Source organism: Convivina praedatoris, assembly GCF_933208495.1.
Lineage (GTDB): Bacteria > Bacillota > Bacilli > Lactobacillales > Lactobacillaceae > Convivina > Convivina praedatoris.
On the sequence record NZ_CAKOET010000005.1, the window covers coordinates 1 to 15947 of the forward strand.

A 15947-nucleotide genomic window follows, 5' to 3' on the forward strand; every position below is an offset into this window, starting at 1 on the left:
TAGAGGAACCACCTGTATCCATCTCGAACACAGAAGTTAAGCTCTAGAGCGCCGAAAGTAGTGGCCGGAACGCTGGCTGTGAGGATAGGACGATGCGATGCCGTACATAGATTTAAAAAGACATCCTATTGGGTGTCTTTTATTGTATTTCAATCTTTGATTGTTTAGAATATAAGTTGTGATTATATTTTAATTTATGCCTTATTTAGAAAGGTGGTTTCTATGGAAATGGAACGTATTAATGACCACACAATTCGGATAATGGTGGAGAATGAAGATTTAGAAGATCGAGGAACTTCTGTTAAAGATTTGTTAAGCGATCGTACGAAAATTGAATCTTTTTTTTACAACATTTTATCCGAAATTGACGTGGATAATGATTTCATGGATAATGATAAAGTTTCTTTTCAAATTTTACCTAACAAGAATGGCTTAGAACTTTTTATCTCGCGTATGGATAGTGAGAATGGTATTTCTGATATACTTGATACCATTGTTGGAGGAAATGAGCTTCGCAATGATACTAAGGATGAGATTGACAATCTTTCAGATGAACGGCGTTCTGCTCTAATGGGGCAGGATTCATTTGGAAATCATGAAAATTCCGATAATAAGGTGCGGCCGGTATTAGTTTATCGTTTTAGTGAAGTTGAAGATTTAATTAAATTAGCTGTTTTAATGAAAAACGTTAAACTTATTAATACGTTATTCAGTTATCAAGGGGAACTTTATCTTACTGTTGATTTTAGCAGTTTAGAATGTAGCGAAGATCAATATAATTTTATGTTAGGTAGTTTTTATGAATTTGCTGAATTATCAAAGTTTAGTTATGACGCTTTGGTAGAACATGGTCAGGTTGTTTATTTTAGAAGTGCTTTAAAGCAGATAGCAAAATTATTTAGCTAATATCACATGTAATTAATTATTGGGAATATTAATATGAATTTATTTTTAGTGTTATTTTTAGTTGTTTTCTTTTGGCTACTATTTGTTGGGGTTTCTTGGTTGTTCATGTTTTTATTGGCCAAGAGCCGAGGAACTGTCTTAAAGGGTGATGAATTTTATCAAAAAGCGACTGATGAGCATGGTCAGTTGATTGACTTACGTGATAGTGCACCATATAAGCGTTCTCACATGCGGAATGCTCGGAATATTCCGACTTTAAACTTTACTCAGGGGAAGTCAGGCCTACGCAAGGACCGTGACATTTTTCTTTACGATGATAGTATTCGAGGAGCAATTCGGGTTGCTGGGATTTTAAAGAAGCAAGGTTTTTCAAAGAATAAAATCTTTATTTTACGTGGAGGCTACCGTCAATATAAGGGGAGGTAGAGCACAAAAAAGACCGCATCTCGCGGTCTTTTTCTTTGAATCTTAGTAGCGTGATTGATGAGCGGCAACACTACGGCGAACAGCTGCTTTAGATACTTTGTCGTAGTGTTCTTCTGCTTTTTGTTCTGGTTTAACAACTAATTGGCGATACCCCAATGCACTGCTTACAACAGCAAAGGCGGAAACGGCTAGTCCCGTCAATACACCAAATTTAAATGTTTTTTTCATTACTATCTCCTCTATACTACGTATACACAGTATTATCGTTTATTTTTGTTCTTTTGTAAATGTTTTTTAGAAAGAGAAGGATTTATGGTTGCCATTCCGATTTTAGTCATAGCTGGTCCAACTGCTTCGGGGAAAAGTTCCTTAGCTTTGAAGGTTGCAGAAGAGTTCAACGGAGAAATTATTTCAGCAGATTCAATGCAGATTTATCGTGGATTGGATATTGGAACTGCTAAGCCAACTGTTGCTGAACAGGATCAGATTTGTCATCATTTGATTGATATCGTAGATATTAATCAAAAATTTTCAGTTCATGACTATATAAGATTAGCAGATCAAGCAATTTTGTCTGTGCATCGGCGTGGTAAACTACCAATTGTGGTCGGTGGAACAGGCTTCTATGTTAAGTCACTTTTAGGTTTACAATCCTTAGAATATGGTGAAAGCAACTTAGATGAAGTAGCTGAACTGGAAAAATTAACAACAGTAGAATTACGAGATTTACTAATAGATTCTACTTTAGTAACTGATAGAGATAACCGTCAACGTCTCATTAGAGGTATTCAAAAGCAGCAACACGGTAAAAAGACAAGTCCGGTTAGGCCGATCTATGATGCGCAAACAATTGCCTTAGCATGGCCACGTGATATTTTATATGAGCGCATAAATCAGCGAGTGTTACTGATGCTTGAGCAAGGACTAATTGATGAGGCCCAGATGTTGTATAACACTGGTGGTATTGCCTTACAAGCCGGCCGCGGAATTGGCTATAAAGAATTTTATCCATACTTTAATGGTCAAGTAACACTGAATGAAGTTGTTGAACAAATTCAACAAGATTCTCGTCGATATGCTAAACGACAGTTAACCTATTGGCGTCATCAAATTGATGGGTTGGAATGGGTTGATGCGGGAATGGCTTACGAGCATATACGAACCTATCTTGCCGATTAATAAAATTTTATTAAGTTTAAAATGGGGAGTTGAAATGACAGTTGACTATTTAACAGCATTGAATGATTTACGTGATGGAAAGATTGAAGAACTTAAAATTACACCTAGCGATTTTGCAGCTTTTCAAAAAGGGTGGTCGCAATTTCCTTATCAAAATACGGTGCGAGGAATTGCCCATAGAGGTGGACATATCACTTACATTCGTTCAAAATAAGATGTGTAGTAGTGAAAAATATGCTACAATAATCTACGAGTAAAATAATAATTAGTGGTGACCCATGTGGATCTACCACGAAATGAGAGGCAAAATCGTGGTTTTTTCATTTGGACAACAAAATGTTGGTATCGACCTAGGGACAGCCAATACATATGTCTACCTAGAAGGTAAAGGGATTGTATTACGTGAACCTTCTGTCGTAGCCCGAAATACCGAAACAAACGAAGTAATTGCGGTAGGTACTGAAGCTAAGGAAATGCTAGGACGGACACCATCAAGTATTTCTGCAATTCGTCCGATGCGTGATGGCGTTATTGCCGATTATGATACAACGGTTGCGATGATTACTTATTACCTAAAAAAGGCTCTAGGTGGCCGTATGGGTCATCCTTATGTTACCTTAGGTGTCCCTTCAGGAATCACTGCAGTTGAGCGTCGTGCGGTTATTGATGCCGCTCGTGTAGCTGGAGCTCGGGATGCCTACGTATTAGAAGAACCTTTTGCTGCTGCTGTTGGAGCCGGTTTGCCAGTCATGGATCCAACAGGATCTATGGTTGTTGATTTAGGTGGGGGAACGACTGATGTTGCCACCATTTCGCTTGGTGGGATTGTTTCAAGTCGTTCAACTCGTTTTGCCGGTGATAAGTTAGATGAATCTATTGCTAACTATATCCGTAATAAATACGAAGCAGCAATTGGTGAACCAACAGCTGAACGCTTAAAGATTGATATTGGTACGGTTTCGTTGGAAGAAGCACGTGAAATTGAACCAGCAATGGTACGCGGACGTGATTTATTAACTGGTTTGCCAAAGACCTATGAAATTAGTGCTGAGGACGTTGCCATGGCCATTCAAGAGCCAATTAGTGAAATTGTTAATGCAATCCGTGAGACTTTGGAAGCGACCCAGCCTGAAATTGCTGCTGATATTATTGATCACGGCATGGTCTTAACTGGTGGTGGGGCATTGCTCCGTGGTATGGATTCAATGATTCAAGAAATTACTAAGGTACCAGTATTGATTGCCAAGGATCCACTTGATGCTGTTGCCAATGGTATTGGTGAGTCACTGAAGTCACTTGATGTATTACGTCAAAAATAATTAAGTTTAACAGAAGCGTGGCGCTTGCGCTACGCTTTTATTTTTCACACCTGGGGAAGGAATAATAAGAATGCGTAAATTTTTTTCTTCAAAAACTGCAGTGACTATCATCATTGGTTTCTTTGTCATAGTGGGTTTGATTGCAGGATCAAATTGGTGGGCACGTCGTACGAATACCACACCTTTTTTTCAACGCTTTATGAATGATTTAGCGGGGGGAATCAGTCGTGTAATTTCTGTACCAACCAATGCAGTCGGGAAAAGTGCTGATAGTGCCGGCAACTTGCTTAACACATTTGCAGAAAACAAAAAATTAAAATCAGAAATTGATAGTTATGCCCAAGACAAAGTTCGTTTACAAACTGTTGAAAGTGAGAATCAATCTCTAAAGAAACAGTTGAAGTTAAAAGAGACTTTGACCGATTATGATACTGTTTCAGCAGTAACCATTAGTCGTTCACCTACGACTTGGAAATCACAGTTAGTTATTGATAAAGGGGCCCGAGCTGGTTTAAGAAAAGGTATGCCAGTATTGGCTGGTTCTGGTATTATTGGCCGAATTAGCGAAGTAAATACGGTTAATGCTAAAGTGGCTTTAATATCTGATACTAGTGAGGATGCCAACCGTTTTGCGATTACCATTAAGGGGACCCACGGAGACGTCAATGGAATTATCTCTGATTTTGATTCAGAGCGGGGGCAGTTAGTTATGGGTCAGATTACTTCTAGCAATGAAATTAAAAAGGGTGATACTGTTCAGACATCTGGATTAGGTGGTGTGATTCCAGCTGGCTTGTTTGTTGGTAAAGTTGCAGAAGTAACGACAGATGATTATGGTTTGTCAAAGAAAGTATATATTGAACCAAGTGCTGATTTAGGTAATATCACAACGGTATTAGTGGCAGTTTCACATATGGAGACGAAGTGATGGCATTTTGGCAGTTAATTCGATTTCGAGTTATTTATCCGTTAGTTTTATTCTTTTTATTATTCTTAGATGGTAATTTAATGTCTAGTTTAGGTGGGGTTTTAAACCATTTTCCTTTTCATATTTTACCGCTATTAACTTTGATTTGGTTGTTTTATGCAATTGAATTTGAAGTTACCAATCGTATTCCATTTTGGGTGTATGTTGTTGTGATTGGCTTGTTATTTGATATTTATTACACTGGGATTTTAGGTTCTTACACGATTGCTTTTTTGGCAGCCTGTGTGGTGATGGAGCGTTTGCGTCCCTATTTTGATGAACGACTAATGAGTGGCTTATTGTTGTGCTTAATTGGTTTAATTATTTATCTATTGGTGACATATGCGACTGGGTTTATTATTAATATCGCCGATGTTAGTTTAGGACGGTTTCTCCTATATGAATTAGTACCGACGTTGGTCTTAAATATTATCATTGCGGCCTTAGGTTACTATCCAGCTTGGTCATTATTCCAAGTTCTATCATAATTCTTGACAATCTGATAAAAACTTTGTACAATGAGAAAAACATTTGAAAACGATGAGTAGAAGAGTAATTTACTACCTCATATCAGGGAGCTTACGGTAATTGAGAGTAAGTATGGATAGTGAATGAAACACATCTACGAGTGCAAGATTGAATTTGAGTAGGTTTTGCCGGTGATGGCCGTTAACACATTCAGTTTTAAACTGATTGAGGCTGTATTAGTGATGATGCAGCGGATAATGAGGTGGGACCGCGGAAACGCCCTCTAAGTGCTTATTAGCATTTAGAGGGCGTTTCTTTCGTTTTTAAATAATTGGTAGTCATTAACCGTGACATAAAGAGGGGGCAATATGAAATATTTGATGGAAATTTTACCAGGGATTTTGACCGGATTACAGTCGACCTTAGGGGTATTCTTCATTACTCTGTTGGGATCAATTCCTTTAGGAATTTTAGTTTCTGTAGGGATGAAATCGCCTTATTTTACAATTCGATGGCTCATTAATGGTTATATTTGGATTATGCGTGGTACGCCATTATTATTACAGTTGATATTTATCTACTATGGTCTAAGTATGATTGGGATTAACTTTCCTCGTTTTGAAGCAGCCGTACTAGCCTTTGTTGTTAATTATGCCGCTTATTTAGCTGAAATATTTCGTGGAGGATTACAATCAATCCCTAAGGGACAATATGATGCGGCTAAAGTATTAGGATTTAGTCGAAGTCAAACTTTCTTTAAAATTGTTTTGCCCCAGGTAATTAAGATTATTATGCCATCCTTTGGTAATGAAGTGATTAATTTGGTTAAAGATACTTCACTAGTATATGTTATTGGCTTGGGTGATATTTTACGAGCAGGGAGTATCGCCGCTAGTCGAGATGTAACTTTAATTCCTTACCTAGTTGTAGGAATTCTTTATTTAATCATGACTGCAGCCGTTACTGTCTCACTCCGTCGTAGTGAGAAGCGTTTAAGTATTTGGAGGTAAATATGTTAGAAATTAAGGGATTAACCAAAAAATATGGTCAAAATGTTATTTTTAAAGACTTGGATTTAACGCTGAATAATGGAGAAGTATTGAGTGTTATTGGTCCTTCGGGAATCGGTAAAACCACATTAATTAAAATTATGACGGGATTAGAGACGGCTAACAGTGGACAAGTTTTCATTGATGGAGAAGAATTTGGCATTGGTGATGGTCGCTTAAATGCTAAAATTGGTATTATTTTTCAAGACTTTAATCTTTTTCCCAACTATACTGTCTTAGATAATATTACTTTAGCACCTGTAAATGTTAATAAATTATCCAAAAAAGCTGCTAAACAAGAAGCCATAGAATTGCTTGATACATTAGGGATGAAGGATAAAGAAATCCTATATCCCTATCAGCTATCTGGTGGGCAAAAGCAGCGTGTCGCCATTGCCCGTGCTTTAGCAATGCATCCCAATATTATTGCCTATGATGAACCTACTAGTGGGTTAGATGAACATTCAACACGTCAAGTGGCTGCCGTAATTAAACAGTTGAAGAGTAGCGGGGTTACCCAATTGGTGATTACCCACGATCAATATTTTGCAGAATTAATTTCTGACCGTATATTTGATTTTGCCCAGGAGGTACAAAGATAATGGTTAGTCAACGGAAAAAAATTATTGTCAATAGTATAGTTGGATTAGTCGTATTGTTTGGTGTGGTTTTTATTGGGCTGGGTTTGCATAATAAAAATCAAAATAAGGGTCAAATCGGGGCTCATAATGATGAATGGCCACGGATTAAAAGTGAAAAAACAATTACAATCGGGTTGGATGATACCTTTGTACCTATGGGTTTTCGAGATAATAGTGGCAAATTAGTCGGTTTTGATATTGATTTGGCTACTCAAGTTTTTAAGGATTTGGGCATTGCCGTTAAGTGGCAACCAATTGATTGGTCCATGAAGGAAACTGAGTTAAATACGGGGAATATTGATGCAATTTGGAATGGTTATACTGCCACGCCAGAACGGGCTCAAAAAGTTGCCTTTTCGAATTCATATCATCGAGTTACTCAGGTAGTGGTGACACTAAAGAAAAATAATATCAATAGTTTTGCCGATATGAGTGGTAAGATATTAGCTGATCAGAATTCCTCAAGTGGTGATGCCGAGTTGAATGCCAAGCCTAATATTTTGAAAAAATATATTAAAGATAATAAGGCTGTTGGTTATGATACCTTTGATAAAGCGTTTAATGATTTGAATGCTGGTCGAATTGATGGTTTACTTGTTGATGAAGATTATGCTCGTTACTATATTAGTCATCAAGATAACGCTGATAATTACCAAATTGTTAAGGGTGATTTTTCAATGACGGATGATGTGGTTGGCTTCCGTAAGGGGGATGTTGGCCTACAAAAAGCAGTTAACGAACAATTTAGTAAGTTACAAAAAAATGGCTGGATCAGTGATTTAGAAAAGAAGTGGTTTGGTCAGTGAGAAGCGCTATAGGCGCTTTTTTCATTAAAAAAATTTAAAGAGAGATACTGAGTATTTTGAAAATCAAGAGCTATCAAATAAACCAACGGGTTAAGTTGGTCGTTGTGCCCAATTGTCAATTTAAAACAGTTCAATTAGCCGTTAATTTTGCCAGTACGGCTAGTAGTTCTCAATTAGTTAGTCAACGGGCCCTACTATCTTATGTACAGGCAGTCAGTTCTGCCAAATATATTAATCAACAAGCAGTTGCTCGTCAGTTAATTTCCCTATTTGGTAGCCAATATCAAACCGATGTGCAACTTTTTGGCAATCAACATCAGGTACGGTTCTTATTACAATGTCCTAATCCGCAATATATTAATCAAAATAGTGATTATCTTGAGATCAATTTGGCCTTTATTAGGTCAATGATTTTTGAACCACTCCTAGACTCAGCGAGCTCATTTAATGCTGGTATTGTTCGTCAAGAAAGACAAAGCTTACTAAATGAATTGTTATCAGTAGCTGATGATAAAGTTGATTTTGCTCTAGCTCAATTACGGCAATTAACCATTCCTGTGGTAGCGCTTCAATCTTCAGCATTAGGTACAGTTGAGGAAATCCAATCAATTTCTTCTCAGCAGCTTTATCAGACACACCAAAGAATGATTTATCATGATCAGGTGACGATTACGGTACTAGGGGATGTAGATGCTAAGCAGCTATTTAAAACTTTTAGTCAATGGCCCTGGGGTGATCTTGAGTTAGCTGACCAAACTGAACAACGTCCATTTATGGACTTGTCACAGCAAGGATTATCCATTAAGAATGAGCTTAGGCCTCAGATTGAACAGGCAGTGTTAACCAAAAATTACCTTTTGCCAATTAATCCCAATAGTGATCAACGTTTTACGGCCTTGGTATTAAATACGATGTTTGGCGGTGCTCCGATTTCTAAGTTGTTTATGAATATTCGTGAGAAACACGCTCTTTGTTACAGTATTGTTAGTCGTTGGCAGTTAGATTGGCGGTTATTGACTGTAATTGTCGGCTTAGGTGTTGATACAGTAGATAGGGTAAGCAGTATGATTGAAACAGAACAGCAAGCATTAGCAGCCGGTGATTTCTCTGATCAACTATTAGCTGATGTTAAAGAAATATTAATTAATGACTATCTTAGTCAATTGGATGTACCGATGAGTGTTTTGTCGATTATTTTACGACAAGAAATGACCCAATTGAAGATCACTCCTCAGGAATGGATAGCTAAAATTAATACTGTACAACGTGATGATATTCAATCTTTGGCGCAACAAATGCGGGCTATTTACCAATACAATTTACTGCCTGAGGAGCTCTAATGATTAAAAATTATACTAATCTTGGTGAGAAAGTTATTGAAGAGGTCTTGCCAAATGGTTTAAAGTTGATAATGGTTCCTCGTGCCAACTATCATCAATGCGTCGCAGTTTTAAGTACCCGGTTTGGTTCATTGACTCAAAAAGTGACCGTGGACGGACAAAATATTTTAGATATTCCAGCCGGAACGGCCCATTTTTTAGAACATAAACTTTTTGACAAACAAGACGAGGATGCTTTTTATCGGTTTAGTCAGCTTGGTGCTGATGCTAATGCCTTTACAACCAATTTACAAACCAGTTATTATTTTTCTACTAGCCAAAATTTAGCTGCCTGCTTACAACATTTGCTAGATTTTGTACAAATACCATATTTTGATCAAAGCAAGGTGGTCAAAGAACGTGGTATCATCGAGCAAGAAATTCAAATGTACCAAGATGATCCAGAATGGCGTTTGTACATGACCTTGTTGGAACAATTGTATCCTAAATCACCATTAGCGCTCGATATCGCGGGTAGTCCAGCTTCATTAAAGCAGATTACGGATGACCTGTTATATCAAATCCATCACATCTTTTACCAGCCTAAGAATTTAACTTTGCAGGTAGTTGGGAAATTTGATCCGACAGCAATTTTTAATTTAGTACAAGCCAATCAAGCCAATAAGGTACCAGCAATAGTTGATTTTAAAACCTTTAACCCGACTTTAGAAACTAGGCTATCGCAAGATTTCCAAGTTACAGCTAATGTTACTATTCCTAAAGCCGCTTGGGGAATTCGTTTCCCAGCTGGTGATTGGCAGGGGCTGGCAATGAGTCGACGAAGTTTAGTGGCAGATTTACTACTTGATATTTTATTTGGAGAACAGACTACTTGGTATCAAGATTTGTATAATAAAAGTATTATTGATGATAATTTTGACTTCGAATACGTTCTAATGCCCCAGTACCAATATTTAACTTTTTTCAGTCAAACTCATTTTTATACGCAGTTAGAAACTGCTTTATGTTCACGCTTGGAAAATTACCATGATTACCTCTTAAATCACCAACAAGTTTTTCTTGAATTGCAAGCAGCAACGTTAGGAGAAGCAATTATCCGGTTGAATTCATTAGAACAAATTGCGCTTCGGGGGGATGATATCTTGTGTGGGGTTAATCTCTTTGATAAAATTGATGTATTAAAGGAAATAAAATTTAAGGATATACTTGATCTTGCGGATCAGTTGTTTAATCAATTTGAACTCAGTCGAGTAATATTAAAAAAGTAGGCGAATAACATTATGTCAGAGGTATTAACTGAAGCAATTAGTCAACAGTTAAAAGACGCCCGTCAACAGCAGGGATTGTCACTAGATGAATTAAATCAAAAAACTAAGATTCAAACTCGTTATTTAAAAGCACTTGAAGAAGGTGATGCAGATACTCTTCCTAGTGCCTTTTATGTGCGGGCTTTTGCACGCCGCTATGCCGAAGCAGTCGGACTTAATCCAGATGAATTATTGGGTGAAAGTGAAGAGAGCCCAATTGTGCCGAGTGATTTAAGTTATGCGCACCGTGATGATGATGGTGTCGTTCGAGCTGGTGTAGATCATAATGAGAGTGCGAAAACTCGTTTAATGGGGTGGGTTCCTAAAATTTGGGTTGGCTTAGGAATTTTTGTTGGACTACTAATTGTCTGGTTAGTGATAACGCAACTGGCTAGCAGTGGTAAACAAAGTAGTTCACAGAGTCAGGTTGAAGTGTCATCATCTTCAGTATCCAAAGCTAGTTCCTCATCTTCTTCGTCATCATCAAAAAAGGATGAGATTCAATTGGGACAAGCACAGACCAATGCCCAACAACTAACAACGACCTATAATATTGCCGGTCAGCAAGCTAAAGCCCATAAGTTGGTAATTAAGGCTAGTGCTACAGGTACAACGGTCAAAGTTAATGATGCTACCAGTAAAATTTTGTTTAATGAAACTGTAGCTGCTAATACCGAGAAAACTGTTGAAATTCCAGCTAATACTACAGCTGTTAATGTTCAGTTTGGTACGGTTGCTAATGGTACGGTGTCATTGGATGGTCAGGCAGTTGCTATTAATAATTTGCCTACGATGCCAGCACCTACAACCTGGAATCTTCTGTTGAATTTTAATAAGTGAGTGGTATTACAATGAATTTACCGAATCGATTAACTGTTTTTCGTATCTTCTTAATTCCCATATTTATGCTGACATTATCAATTCCGTCTACTAATAGCTGGGGTGTTTTAAATATTGGATCCGGGCATACATTACCGTTAACTTGGTTGTTTGCGGCAATTATTTTTGCTGTTGCTTCACTAACGGATTTTTTGGACGGACAGATTGCCCGTCGTAAAAATTTAGTTACTAATTTTGGTAAGTTTGCCGATCCCTTGGCAGATAAGTTATTAGTTATGACGGCCTTGATTTACCTTACGGCCTTTGGTGTAGTGGCACCATGGATGACTGCCGTTATTGTAATTCGTGAGTTGGCTATTACTGGTTTACGAACTTTACTTGTAGAAAATAATGGGAAGGTTTTGGCAGCCGCCTTACCGGGTAAAATTAAAACATTTTCGCAAATGTTTGCCATTGTCTTTCTTTACCTGCATAATTGGCCAGTTGCTGGTGTGCCAGTTGGAGAAACATTGTTGGTTATTGCAGTTATATTTACTATTTATTCAGGAATTGATTATTTTTGGCAAAATCGTCAAGTATTTTCTGACGGATTATAAAAATGAAAGCGCGTTGGCGCTTTTTTTCGTATAAAGAAATGAAAGGATAGGGACGAACAAATGTTCGAATTATTCTTGATTTTCTATTATTAAACAGGTAAACTAATCGTAATTAATAAGGAGTTAACTTACATGGTTGCAAAGAAAAATGCTCAAAGTAAGCAAGATGGTCGTCGAGCGGCTCTAGATGATGCATTGAAGCGGATTGAAAAAAATTTTGGAAAAGGATCGATTATGACTTTGGGTGATAATGTTACTACCCAAGTGGAGACCATTCCTTCTGGATCTGTTAAATTGGATATTGCTTTAGGGGTTGGTGGATATCCTAAAGGACGAGTCATTGAAATATATGGTCCGGAATCCTCAGGGAAAACAACACTGGCCTTGCATGCAGTCGCTGAAATTCAAAAAGCTGGTGGTACGGCAGCCTATATTGATGCTGAAAATGCTCTAGATGTCAAATATGCAGAGGCGTTAGGTGTTAAGAAAGAAGAGCTCCTTTTATCACAGCCTGACACTGGGGAGCAAGGGTTGGAAATTACGGATGCCTTAGTTCAATCGGGGGCAGTGGATATGGTGGTTATTGATTCGGTTGCTGCTTTAGTACCTCGCGTTGAAATTGAAGGGGAAATGGGAGATGCCCATGTCGGTTTACAAGCCCGTTTGATGAGTCAGGCGCTTCGTAAGTTAGCTGGGACCTTGAACCGAACGGGTACGATTGCTATTTTCATTAACCAAATCCGTGAAAAAGTTGGAGTTATGTTTGGAAACCCAGAAACTACTCCTGGTGGTCGAGCTTTGAAGTTTTATTCCACTGTCCGTTTGGAAGTTCGGCGCTCAACTCAAATTAAAGATGGTTCAGATGTCACTGGAAACTTGACTAAGGTCAAAGTAGTTAAAAATAAGGTAGCGCCACCCTTTAAAGTGGCGGAAGTTGACATTATGTATGGGAAAGGGATTTCTCAAACCGGTGAAATTTTGGATCTAGCAGTTGATCAAGATATTGTTGATAAAGCTGGTGCTTGGTATGCCTATGAAGGAGAACGAATTGGGCAGGGCCGTGAAAAGGCCAAAGAATATTTAGATGATCCTGAACATACTGAGTTACGTGCTGAACTATATCATACAGTTCGTCAAGCCTATGGCATTGGTGATGAGACCGATGAGGCTGTACAAGAAGAACCCGTTGAGCCAGAAGCTAATCAAGAGCTTAATTTGATCGATGATGATCAAGCAGATCAACCAATTTCATAATAAGTAATTTACTAAAAAGAGGGCTAAATTAGTGCTCTTTTTTGTTACAATAGACTTGCTTAAGTGAGTCAGTTACTTGAGTTTGTTAGTTATACGTACAGCAATCACAGTGACAGTATGTTGTGGGGGATGGTTTCATGCCAAAAATGCACCGTGGAAGAACAATCTTTGCTGGTATTTTAGTTGTATTAGCATTGCTAATTGGAACAGCTTACCTAACGCGAGATAAAACTTCCTCAAGTGTTTCAATTACAGCCGTTGGTTCAACAGCTCTTCAACCCTTGGTTGAAGCAGCCGGAGAAGATTATGCCAGAGATAATGCTGGTGTTTTTGTAAACGTTCAAGGAGGAGGAACAGGAACAGGTCTTAGCCAAGTTGCTCAAGGAGCAGTTGATTTAGGTAATTCTGACCTTTTTGCTGCAGAGAAAAAAGGAATTAAGGCTCAGGATCTAGTTGATCATCAAGTTGCTGTAGTCGGGATTACCCCGATCTTAAATAAAGGACTTAATATTCATGATTTAACTTCCAAACAGTTACAAGATATTTTTACTGGAAAAGTAACTAATTGGAAAGAATTAAACGGTCCGGATCAAGAAATTGTTGTGATCAATCGCGCCGCTGGTTCTGGTACTCGTGCAGCCTTTGAAAAGTGGGGATTAGACGGGGCTAAGAGTTTAGAAGCACAAGAGCAAGATTCTTCTGGAATGGTTCGTTCAATTGTTTCTAGTACTCCGGGCGCAATTTCTTATGTAGCTTTTGCCTATGGTAATAGCAGTGTTACTAGTCCGGCGATCAATGGTGTTGCTGCCAAAGATGAAAATGTTAAAAATGGTACTTATCCAATCTGGTCTTACGAACATATTTATACCAAAGGTAAGCCTAATCAGGCTGTACAAGGATTTCTTGATTATCTTATGTCCCATCAAGTTCAATCTAAATTAGTACCAAAGTTGGGTTATATTTCAATCCATGATATGGATATTAAACGTAGTATGGACGGACAGATAACAGCCAATTCCTAAGTCGGGTGGGAGAAGATTATGGATAGTATTACAGAAAAAATCAAGAGACAGTCTGAGTCAACTCGTAAGGATCGTTTCGGTCGTACACTGAGTTGGACTGCGCTAACTTTTATTGTTTTAGTGGTAGCTTTAATTTTTGCTTTTGTGTTAAGTCGTGGCTTAAATACCTTTATTGCTAATAAGGTATCAGTTACTGATTTTTTGTTTGGTACAACTTGGAATCCATCCGTGGTTAATCCAAAAACTCATCAACCTTTCGTGGGTGCCTTACCGATGATTATGGGGTCTTTTCTAGTTACCTTTTTATCAGCAATAGTGGCGACTCCATTTGCGATTGGTACTGCTTTGTTTATGACTGAAATCGCTAAAAAACGTGGGGCTAAAATTATGCAACCTATCGTGGAATTGCTAGTTGGTATTCCTTCGGTTGTATATGGATTCATTGGTTTAACGGTAATTGTACCCTTTATGCGGGGCGTTGTTGGTGGATCGGGATTTGGTATTTTGTCAGGAACGATTGTTTTGTTTGTGATGATTTTACCCACAGTTACTTCAATGACCGTCGATACCTTGAAATCGGTACCACGTCATTATCGTGAATCGGCGTTGGCCATTGGTGCGACTCGGTGGCAGATGATTTATAAGGTAATCCTCCGTGCCGCCACTCCTGGTATTTTAACTGCTGTGGTATTTGGTATGGCGCGAGCCTTTGGAGAGGCTTTGGCGGTTCAAATGGTTATCGGAAATGCAGCATTAATGCCTACGGGATTGACTACCCCAGCCTCAACTTTGACATCGGTGTTGACGATGGGAATTGGTAATACGGTGATGGGCTCTTTGCAAAATAATGTGTTATGGACATTAGCTATGATTTTGTTACTTATGTCATTGGTCTTTAATTTAATTATCCGCATGATTGGTAGCAAAGGGGAGTTGAAATAATGAACGCTAAATTAGCTGATAAAATTGCTACTACGGTTATTTATGTTATTGCCGGTATGGTGGCTTTGGTTTTATTCTCCATGCTTGGATTTATCTTGGTACAAGGACTACCTCATCTTTCTTGGCACTTTTTAACTTCACCGGCGCTTTCCTTTGAAGCTGGTGGAGGAATTGGCATCCAATTGTTCAATTCCTTTTATCTATTAGTTTTGGCTATGGTTATTAGTTTTCCAATTGCTTTGGGTGCGGCCATTTATTTAAATGAGTATGCGAAGAAATCAGTTTGGACTAATATTATTCGAACTGCGATTGAAATTTTAAGTTCACTACCTTCTGTAGTTGTTGGTCTGTTTGGCTTTTTACTTTTCGTTGTTCAGTTTAAGTTTGGCTTTTCAATTTTATCTGGGGCGATTGCCTTAAGTATTTTTAATTTGCCACTATTAACTCGTTCCATTGAGACTAGTTTGGCTCAAATTCCCTATTTGCAACGGGAGGCGGGGGCTGCTTTAGGGTTGTCCCGCTGGGAAACGGTTTTACATGTTGTTTTGCCAGCCGCAGTTCCCTCAATTGTAACTGGAGTTGTCTTATCAGCGGGCCGGGTATTTGGTGAAGCAGCCGCTTTGATTTTTACCGCGGGGCAATCGGCACCAGCTTTGAACTTTATGGATTGGAATCCTTTCAATATCTCCAGTCCATTAAGTCCAATGCGTCCGGCGGAAACATTAGCAGTTCATATTTGGAAAATTAATTCGGAAGGAATCATGCCGGATTTGAATTTAGTTTCGGCTGGTGCTTCAGCTGTCCTAATTATTGTTGTTCTTATTTTTAATTTTAGTGCCCGTAAACTTGGTATGAAGCTCTTTAAAAAGCTAACCAGCTCTTGAG

At 38.3% G+C, this 15947-nt stretch carries 19 protein-coding genes, 1 rRNA gene and 1 other annotated feature; of the genes, 19 read left to right on the forward strand and 1 reads right to left on the reverse strand.

The window, feature by feature from the left end; translation table 11 throughout:
- From rrf to M4974_RS05315, 3 genes are all read left to right on the forward strand, one after another.
- Positions 1-101, forward strand: a 5S ribosomal RNA gene (gene rrf / locus M4974_RS07925); the annotation flags it as partial.
- Positions 102-222: 121 nt separating this feature from the next.
- On the forward strand, positions 223-906 hold the full coding sequence (locus tag M4974_RS05310; protein WP_248706442.1) for an adaptor protein MecA: 684 nt from the start codon (positions 223-225) through the stop codon (positions 904-906).
- 33 nt (positions 907-939) lie between these two features.
- Positions 940-1332 carry a rhodanese-like domain-containing protein gene (locus tag M4974_RS05315; protein WP_248706443.1) on the forward strand — a complete coding sequence of 131 codons (393 nt, stop codon included), beginning with the start codon at positions 940-942 and terminating at the stop codon, positions 1330-1332.
- Between the two features lie 42 nt (positions 1333-1374).
- On the opposite strand, the gene M4974_RS05320 is transcribed toward M4974_RS05315, so the two are convergent.
- Complete coding sequence (locus M4974_RS05320; protein ID WP_248706444.1) at positions 1375-1560, reverse strand: DUF3042 family protein; 186 nt, start codon at positions 1558-1560, stop codon at positions 1375-1377.
- Positions 1561-1644: 84 nt separating this feature from the next.
- On the opposite strand from M4974_RS05320, the gene miaA reads away from it, so the two are divergent.
- The 16 genes from miaA (at position 1645) to pstA (ending at position 15946) form a co-directional block, all read left to right on the forward strand.
- Positions 1645-2511: a tRNA (adenosine(37)-N6)-dimethylallyltransferase MiaA gene (gene miaA / locus M4974_RS05325; RefSeq protein ID WP_248706445.1), complete on the forward strand. Its 867-nt coding sequence runs from the start codon at positions 1645-1647 to the stop codon at positions 2509-2511.
- A gap of 34 nt (positions 2512-2545) precedes the next feature.
- Entirely contained in the window at positions 2546-2725 is a 180-nt protein-coding gene (locus M4974_RS05330) for a hypothetical protein (RefSeq protein ID WP_248706446.1), read from the forward strand.
- 97 nt (positions 2726-2822) lie between these two features.
- Entirely contained in the window at positions 2823-3830 is a 1008-nt protein-coding gene (locus M4974_RS05335) for a rod shape-determining protein (protein WP_305883116.1), read from the forward strand.
- A gap of 70 nt (positions 3831-3900) precedes the next feature.
- A complete protein-coding gene (mreC, locus tag M4974_RS05340) occupies positions 3901-4758 on the forward strand; it encodes a rod shape-determining protein MreC (protein ID WP_248706448.1) in 858 nt (285 codons plus the stop codon).
- On the forward strand, positions 4758-5285 hold the full coding sequence (gene mreD, locus M4974_RS05345) for a rod shape-determining protein MreD (RefSeq protein WP_248706449.1): 528 nt from the start codon (positions 4758-4760) through the stop codon (positions 5283-5285). Before mreC ends, mreD begins: the two co-directional genes overlap by 1 nt.
- 43 nt (positions 5286-5328) lie before the next feature.
- Positions 5329-5552: a binding site (T-box leader), on the forward strand.
- An 81-nt stretch (positions 5553-5633) separates the two neighbouring features.
- Positions 5634-6275 (forward strand): amino acid ABC transporter permease, encoded by a 642-nt coding sequence (locus tag M4974_RS05350; RefSeq protein WP_248706450.1) that lies wholly within the window; start codon positions 5634-5636, stop codon positions 6273-6275.
- Between the two features lie 2 nt (positions 6276-6277).
- The gene (locus M4974_RS05355) at positions 6278-6916 is read left to right on the forward strand and encodes an amino acid ABC transporter ATP-binding protein (protein WP_248715826.1); all 639 of its coding nucleotides are present in this window, start codon (positions 6278-6280) and stop codon (positions 6914-6916) included.
- Positions 6916-7761, forward strand: coding sequence for an amino acid ABC transporter substrate-binding protein (locus M4974_RS05360; RefSeq protein ID WP_248706452.1), 846 nt, complete (start codon positions 6916-6918; stop codon positions 7759-7761). The genes M4974_RS05355 and M4974_RS05360 overlap by 1 nt, the downstream gene beginning before the upstream one ends.
- 56 nt (positions 7762-7817) lie before the next feature.
- Positions 7818-9101 carry an EF-P 5-aminopentanol modification-associated protein YfmF gene (gene yfmF, locus M4974_RS05365; protein ID WP_248706453.1) on the forward strand — a complete coding sequence of 428 codons (1284 nt, stop codon included), beginning with the start codon at positions 7818-7820 and terminating at the stop codon, positions 9099-9101.
- Positions 9101-10369: an EF-P 5-aminopentanol modification-associated protein YfmH gene (yfmH, locus tag M4974_RS05370; protein WP_248706454.1), complete on the forward strand. Its 1269-nt coding sequence runs from the start codon at positions 9101-9103 to the stop codon at positions 10367-10369. Before yfmF ends, yfmH begins: the two co-directional genes overlap by 1 nt.
- 12 nt (positions 10370-10381) lie before the next feature.
- The gene (locus M4974_RS05375) at positions 10382-11248 is read left to right on the forward strand and encodes a helix-turn-helix domain-containing protein (protein WP_248706455.1); all 867 of its coding nucleotides are present in this window, start codon (positions 10382-10384) and stop codon (positions 11246-11248) included.
- Positions 11249-11259: 11 nt separating this feature from the next.
- Positions 11260-11844: a CDP-diacylglycerol--glycerol-3-phosphate 3-phosphatidyltransferase gene (gene pgsA, locus M4974_RS05380; RefSeq protein WP_248706456.1), complete on the forward strand. Its 585-nt coding sequence runs from the start codon at positions 11260-11262 to the stop codon at positions 11842-11844.
- A 132-nt stretch (positions 11845-11976) separates the two neighbouring features.
- On the forward strand, positions 11977-13098 hold the full coding sequence (gene recA, locus M4974_RS05385) for a recombinase RecA (RefSeq protein WP_248706457.1): 1122 nt from the start codon (positions 11977-11979) through the stop codon (positions 13096-13098).
- Between the two features lie 137 nt (positions 13099-13235).
- On the forward strand, positions 13236-14120 hold the full coding sequence (locus M4974_RS05390) for a phosphate ABC transporter substrate-binding protein PstS family protein (RefSeq protein ID WP_248706458.1): 885 nt from the start codon (positions 13236-13238) through the stop codon (positions 14118-14120).
- An 18-nt stretch (positions 14121-14138) separates the two neighbouring features.
- Positions 14139-15062 (forward strand): phosphate ABC transporter permease subunit PstC, encoded by a 924-nt coding sequence (pstC, locus tag M4974_RS05395; protein WP_248706459.1) that lies wholly within the window; start codon positions 14139-14141, stop codon positions 15060-15062.
- Positions 15062-15946, forward strand: coding sequence for a phosphate ABC transporter permease PstA (gene pstA, locus M4974_RS05400; RefSeq protein ID WP_248706460.1), 885 nt, complete (start codon positions 15062-15064; stop codon positions 15944-15946). Before pstC ends, pstA begins: the two co-directional genes overlap by 1 nt.
- The last annotated feature ends 1 nt before the right edge of the window (position 15947 follow it).